Below are 6856 nucleotides of genomic sequence, written 5' to 3'. Positions count from 1 at the left end.
CTTTTTCCTTTATCTTTCCGAAAGTCCTTGACTTGTTTTAGTTTTTCTATTAAGCTCAACATATATTTGAAAGGTTGGCGGTCACTCCTCATTTTACCTGATAGTGATCGCTTTTACTTTTGATATTCTGATGGGAGAATGAAACAGCCCTACCCCAAACCCCACTTCCCTCAATTGGCAGTTTACTGAATTGGTCCATCGATACTGCCGGTAAAAAATTGCTTGAGTACGGGGATTTCGGAGTGATAAGCCTCTTGAGTCGGTCCAACCCATTGAAATTGACCTTTATAGAGAAAAACGATGCGATCGGTGGTATTTTCGATGGTGCTGTGGACGTGGGTGACAATGAGATGGGCCCCACAGGCTTTTTTTACCTTGAGAAGTTCCATAATTACCGTCTGGATGCGGGTAGAAGCGACGGGATCGAGTCCGGCAGTGGGTTCATCGTACAGGAGAATGTTCGCTCGATCGGCGGCGATCGAGGGATCGCTGATAATTGCTCTGGCTAAACTGACGCGTTTTCGCATCCCTCCGGATATTTCAGAGGGATAGAGGTCGTAGGAACCGGACATTCCCACTAAATCCAGTTTTTCTTCCACTAAATCGCGGATTTCGGCTCGTTTTAGCTTTGAGTGGCGATAGAGAGCAAAACCGACATTTTCCCCGACGGTGAGGGAGTCAAAAAGGGCCGATTGTTGGAAAACTAGACCAACACCGAGGGGATCTTCCCCCTGTTCTACGGTTCTCTGCCGTTTTGTGCCGTAGATGTACACTTCTCCTCGATCGGGGGCCAGTAATCCGGCGACTAAGCGTAAAATCGTCGATTTTCCCGTCCCGGACGGACCGATCACGCCGATCGCTTCCCCTTCGTACACTTTCAGATCGACGTTATTTAAGATTACTTTCTTGCCGAAAGCTTTGGTTACTCCCCTTAATTCGACGATCGGTTCGCGCATCACCATCTAGAATATCTTTACAAAAATCCCCTTTTATTGTAGAGCAACGACCCGATCTTTCTTTTTTTTCTTTTCTGGTTTTATGGTTCGCGATTCTATCTGCATTTCGGGAATCTCTCGCAATTCTTCGGCATCTAAACGATATTGTTCGCAGACAAGACTCAGACGAATACCGGAACAGCTAACGGGATTAACTGAATGGGTGAGATCTCCTTGAAAGAGGATCAAGGTGTTAGTACAAGGACGAATCTGGGCCACGGAACGATTGCCTGTTGCTAGTACCAGTTCCCCCCCTTGAATATCTTTAGGAACCTGCACATAAAGGACGCTAACTAGGAGCGGAGGATCGATTGTTTTACAATAGGAGCGCAGGGAGCGATCGATATGGGGATCGACTCGTGAACCGGTTTGTAGGAGTAAGGGGTTAAGATAAAAAGCGTTGCAGTCAGCTTGTAAACTGCGATCAAGATAGGGTTTAAAATAGGGAAAAATTCGTTCGACTTCGCTGATTTGTGTGCGTCGAAAAGCGATGGAAAAACCTTTGGTTTTAACGAAATCTCGATTTAAATTGTTAACTGTGAAGTGGGGACAAGCGAGAATCTGTCCTTGTAGTTCGCTCAGATAACTGGGAGTAAAAGCGTCGGGATATTGGGAATAGTAAGGCACGGATAGAATCGCAACGGTATGGCAATCTTTAGGATAGCTTGTTTTTAGGGGAGATGGGGATAATTTCGATAGCAGCTATTCAATTAGCTTTTTTTTCTCAAAGTCCAATAATTTGCTCAAGGAAGTTTTTAATAAGCTTGATGCTCTCTAATTCTAGGGTTTGCTTATCTAGCCATCGATTATCTTGTAGGGAAACTTGTAGGGCTTTACCCGGTCTTAATATACTACTAATACTAGATATAATTGCTTTCTTTTTACCTGCTGGTTTCTCAATATCTTTGAGATCATTTTTAGTTAACTGATTCCTGTCAATACTTTCTATATAGGTTTGAGAAAGATTGAGTAAATCAGTATAATTTATCTTAGCACACTCGAGGAGAATATCTTCTAAAGTTCCTTGTTCACGATTGTTAGGAGCAATGAAAATACCACAGCGAGGATAATAATGGGTAACTTCGCCAAGTAGGGCAGGCATTCGTAAGTTTGACAAATCAAGAGATGATAAGCAAACAATTAGTTTATTGAACCTTTCTTGGGGGGTTTCATTATCATCAGCATCTAAAAAAATTCCCACACTAAAAAGCTGTGAAGGTTGAATAAAATTGAGACTTTCTTCGATGGTTTGCGCTATGCGTGTAATGCCGATAGAACTATGTAAAGCGATTGATAGTTGCTCATTTTGAACAAAAGATGGTACTGGTACTCGTTTGGTTAAATCATCGTCTAGTGGATAAGCTTTCGGGATAAGTGTTTCCCAAAATTTATCCAATGAAGATAAATGAATAACTCGCTTTAAGCCATAAAATTTAAGTAAACCAATTAAGAATTCGACATCCTGGGGACCTTCGACAACAATATAGCAGTATCTCACCATCTTTACCTCACATCTAACCCGCGTTCCCAACGCAATCTATGCAATAAATCGCCCGAAAATCTTTGAGGTTTTTCCCTTGGAGAATTTAACCGAAAAGCTACCACGTTTTCTATGGACTTTTCTGACTGTAGCATGGCATCAACTGCTTCTAAACTATGGGTAGTTACAAAAAGTTGAATTCTTCTTTGATTACAGGTATTAATTAACCAAGAAAATACACGACTTAAGGCAGAAATATGAATAGATGTCTCGATTTCATCAATTAGAAGTACCCCATCGGTAATTGTCAACAAACTAAGCACCATAACTAAGGTTCTTTTAAATCCGTCACCAAACACATAGAGAGGAGCAAAACCAAGCTGTTTATGTTCTATATAAAGAGTTGGTTTATTGTTGGGTGAAAGTATTTGTATGTCGGTAATTTCCTCGTCAAATAACCGAATTAAATCTAGGATGTCATCTTTGTTATTTTCTTCCTTTAGGATGATTTTGGATAGTCTATCTAGAATTGGTTCCGAGGACAAATAAGCAGGAAATATGGTGGCATTTTCCACCAGTATTTTTTGTCGTTTCCTTTGAATAAAACGCTCTTTTTCCCAAAACTGAAATACTTGTTCCTTATCTGTCCCAAACAGACTGCCTTGCTCTAAAATATGGGCGGTAACACTTAATTCTAACCCATTGATAACCAGATCGGTTTCCGAATTGGTGGAATCATCATTGAACTTTTCTGGGTTGTCTTTTTCGTTGCTCGCGCCGTAAATATCGGTGAGATTAGCTGCTAGATTTTTAATCGGTGAATTTCCAGTACACTTGATCGAAATTTGTCCTTGATAGGATGCGTTACTAGCAAGATTATTCTGACGAAAGAAAACCCATTTAATTGCTTCCAAATCCGGTCGCATTAAAGATATTCTGCCTAAGTATAATCGACGTTGGGCCACTTCTAGCCACTGAAAGGGATCGAGGGGATTACAAACAATTGAAACAGCTTCGAGAATGCTAGTTTTGCCAGAATTATTATTACCGACAAAAATGTTCACCTGTCCTAGAGAAGACAGTTCTATTTGTTCAAAACCACGATAACCACTGATTCGTAAACTTTCAAAAAGCCGAGTCATTTTTACTGGCTCCTACAATATTGCCGATAATAACTGAAATAGCTAGGATCAAAGATAAAATTTGCAATTTTTACGATAAAACCCTTGTATCATAACTCATTTGTGGCTCTTTTTTTGACTAGCAATCATTTTCCTGTCAACCCGGTCGCGGTGACAACCCACCGTTTACAATAGTTAAGAACCGACGGCAAGCAAGAATTAACGATGCGGATTTCGATCAACTGGTTACGAGAATTAGTCAAAATTGTCCAATCTTCCCAAGAATTAGCCGAATTATTGACAATTGCGGGAATAGAAGTGGAAGAGATCGAGGATCGCCGAGAATGGGCAAAGGGTGTGGTTATTGGTAAAATTATCGATCGCCAACCCCATCCCAATGCAGATAAACTAAGTGTCTGTCAGGTGGATATCGGTCAGGAAAATCTTAGTACAATTGTCTGTGGTGCGCCCAATGCTAGGGCTGATATTCTAGTTCCCGTGGCTACTTTGGGAACTCATTTACCAAAAATCAATTTAACGATTAAACCGGCTAAATTGCGCGGGGTAAAATCGGAAGGGATGATCTGTTCCCTCGCAGAATTAGGATTAACTAAAGATTCTGAAGGAATCCACATTTTTAGCCAGGAAAATCTCCCTTTAGGTACAGATGTTCGTCCCCTTTTGGGACTCGATGAGGTGATTTTAGATATTTCTCCCACCGCTAACCGTGCCGATGCTTTGAGTATGATCGGAGTCGCGCGGGAAGTAGCGGCTTTGACAGGAGGAGAATTAAGCCTACCAAAAGTGAAATTAGGGGAATTTTCCCCTAAAAAAGATTTAACGCTGGAAATATCAGAAAATAAAGCCTGTCCTGCTTATATTGGTACGGTGATCGAGGGGGTAAAAATTGGCCCATCTCCGCTATGGTTGCAACAGCGTTTACAGGCTGCCGGATTGCGATCGATCAATAATGTGGTCGATATTACTAATTATGTCCTCTTGGAGTGGGGACAACCCTTACACGCTTTTGATCGCGATCGTTTACAGAGTTTTGCCGGAGGTAAATCCGTTACTATTGGGGTCCGTTTTGCCGAGGAAGGGGAAAAAATTATTAGCCTTGATGGTCAGGAAAGAAGCTTAAAAGAGCTTAATTTATTAATTACTGCCAATAATAAGCCAGTAGCTTTAGCGGGGGTGATGGGAGGTCAAGATACGGAAGTTAACGAGGAAACCGTTAATCTTGTGCTAGAGTCGGCTTTATTCGATCCGATCGCTATCCGTCGTTCCTCAAAAGCGCAGGGTTTACGCAGCGAGTCTTCCGGACGCTATGAACGCGGTGTTAATCCCGCCGCTTTGGAATATGCTTGTCAAAGGGCGATCGATTTAATTCTAGAGTTAGCTGGGGGAACTGTCAGCAGTCAGGTTAAAGCTGATTATCGTGCCGATCAGTCCAGTCGTTCGATCGAATTGCGTTTAGAACGTTTGCAGCAGCTACTGGGTCAAGTTACCCTAGATAATGGTGCGATCGGTGAAATTCTCGCCGAAGATGTGGAGCGGATTTTAGGTAATTTGGGCTGTGAATTGCAGTTAACCTCGAAAAATCCTGTTCTGTGGACTGTGACAGTGCCAGACTACCGTTATCGGGATTTAGAACGGGAAATTGACTTAATTGAAGAAGTAGCGCGACTGTACGGATATGATCGCTTTGTCGATACTTTGCCGGCAAAAACCGCAGCCGGAGGATTATCCTTTGAGGAAACTATACAGCGTCGGCTGCGGGAAGCTTTTCGCGCAGTCGGTTTGACGGAATTAGTCCAGTATTCCCTCGTTAAACCGGAATTAGCGGAAGTTGTCCTCGCTAATCCCCTTTTTGTCGAGTATTCTGCTTTGCGGACTAATCTCCTAGACGGTTTAATCGAAGCGTTTGAGTATAATCAGTCTCAGGGTAACGGTTCCTTAAATGGCTTCGAGATCGGGCGAGTTTTCCGCTTAGAATCGGATAATATCAACGAATACGATGCGATTGCTGGTATTTTTGGCGGTGATTTCTTCCCGGCCGGACGTTGGCTGCGATCGGGTAAAGAGGTAGCCATGACTTGGTACGAAGCAAAAGGGATTTTAGAAGCAGTATTCGATCGCCTTTCGCTGACAGTAAGCTACGAAAAAGATGCCGAAGATGCGCGTTTTCATCCCGGACGAACAGCATCTTTATGGATTGGCAAACAACGCCTAGGTATATTCGGTCAACTACACCCGCAATTGCGTCAGCAAAAGGGATTAATTGAGGCAGTTTATGCCTTTGAAATCCAGTTCCCGATTCTGTTAGCAACTCTTAGCGATAGTGCCAAAATTACCCCGCGTTTACAGGTCTATTCTACCTATCCGGGGGCAGCGCGAGATATCGCCTTTTTTGTTTCTACAGATATACCCGTAGATAGATTGACAAAAACTATCAAAAATGCCGGGGGAACTCTTTTAGAAAAAGTCGAATTATTCGATCGCTATCAGGGGCAGAATGTGCCAGAAAATCATTGTAGTTTGGCCTTTAGTTTAGTCTATCGTGCCAGCGATCGAACTTTAACCGATGAAGATGTGGAACCCTTAATGACAAAAGTGCGAGAAGCTTTAGTTAAACAGTTCCAAGTTTCTTTAAGAAGTTAAATTCAGCGATCAATCATCAGTTATCAGACATCGACTTTATAAGTAGGTAGGCGTTAAAAATTATCAGATCCCCCCCTTATCAAGTAGGGCTGTTTCATTTAAATTAAGTACAGCTGATTTTGAGTCAATAAATTTGATCGAGGATTCTCAAGTTTATCTTTCTCTAACCAAAAGAGTTAGTCACAATAATTAATCTTTAATCTTCTGCCAATATTTATTATGAATAGATTGATAAAGCCTGTTTCCAAGCCACTAAAAGCCTATCTCTCTTGAAATTGTCTGAGAGTACATCCTGTTAATTTAGCTAATTTTTCTGCTTCTTACGTCGATAAAACTATCAGTTTTTCCCAACGTTCAGCTAACCACCTCTGTCCCTCTGTTATTGAGAGAAAACCCAAACCTCTGAAAAGATTCAATCCTATGGTTGTGAGAATTGACCAATTGCTTGCCCCTTGAAAATCACTTATCTCGCTTTTATCTTCCTCAAAAATTACATCTTTTACCCAATGTAACTGATTTTCTATTTTCCAGTGTCCTCGAATAATTTTAGCAAATACTTGAGCGGATTCGGTTAGGCTACTGATATAGTAAGCTGTTTC

General features: G+C 41.7%; 6 protein-coding genes. 1 reads left to right on the top strand and 5 read right to left on the bottom strand.

Annotated features, from left to right (window positions below; genetic code table 11):
• Window positions 1-182: 182 nt before the first annotated feature.
• From H6G40_RS22210 to H6G40_RS22195, 4 genes are all read right to left on the bottom strand, one after another.
• Window positions 183-962, bottom strand: a complete 780-nt coding sequence (locus H6G40_RS22210) for an ABC transporter ATP-binding protein (protein ID WP_080601625.1) — start codon at window positions 960-962, stop codon at window positions 183-185.
• A gap of 27 nt (window positions 963-989) precedes the next feature.
• The gene (locus tag H6G40_RS22205) at window positions 990-1622 is read right to left on the bottom strand and encodes a 2OG-Fe(II) oxygenase (RefSeq protein ID WP_069475414.1); all 633 of its coding nucleotides are present in this window, start codon (window positions 1620-1622) and stop codon (window positions 990-992) included.
• A gap of 97 nt (window positions 1623-1719) precedes the next feature.
• On the bottom strand, window positions 1720-2496 hold the full coding sequence (locus tag H6G40_RS22200) for a DUF3226 domain-containing protein (RefSeq protein WP_069475413.1): 777 nt from the start codon (window positions 2494-2496) through the stop codon (window positions 1720-1722).
• 2 nt (window positions 2497-2498) lie between these two features.
• Window positions 2499-3617 (bottom strand): AAA family ATPase, encoded by a 1119-nt coding sequence (locus H6G40_RS22195; RefSeq protein ID WP_016514931.1) that lies wholly within the window; start codon window positions 3615-3617, stop codon window positions 2499-2501.
• A 204-nt stretch (window positions 3618-3821) separates the two neighbouring features.
• Between H6G40_RS22195 and pheT the strand changes: the two genes are divergently transcribed.
• Window positions 3822-6257 carry a phenylalanine--tRNA ligase subunit beta gene (gene pheT / locus H6G40_RS22190; RefSeq protein ID WP_069475412.1) on the top strand — a complete coding sequence of 812 codons (2436 nt, stop codon included), beginning with the start codon at window positions 3822-3824 and terminating at the stop codon, window positions 6255-6257.
• Between the two features lie 320 nt (window positions 6258-6577).
• Here pheT and H6G40_RS22185 read toward each other — a convergent pair.
• A partial coding sequence (locus H6G40_RS22185; RefSeq protein ID WP_123230293.1) for an ISAs1 family transposase occupies window positions 6578-6856 on the bottom strand: 279 nt, incomplete at its 5' end.

Origin of the sequence: Microcystis viridis FACHB-1342 (genome assembly GCF_014698335.1) — a bacterium.
Taxonomy (GTDB): Bacteria; Cyanobacteriota; Cyanobacteriia; order Cyanobacteriales; family Microcystaceae; genus Microcystis; species Microcystis ichthyoblabe_A.
This window is presented reverse-complemented; position numbering and strand designations above follow the sequence as displayed.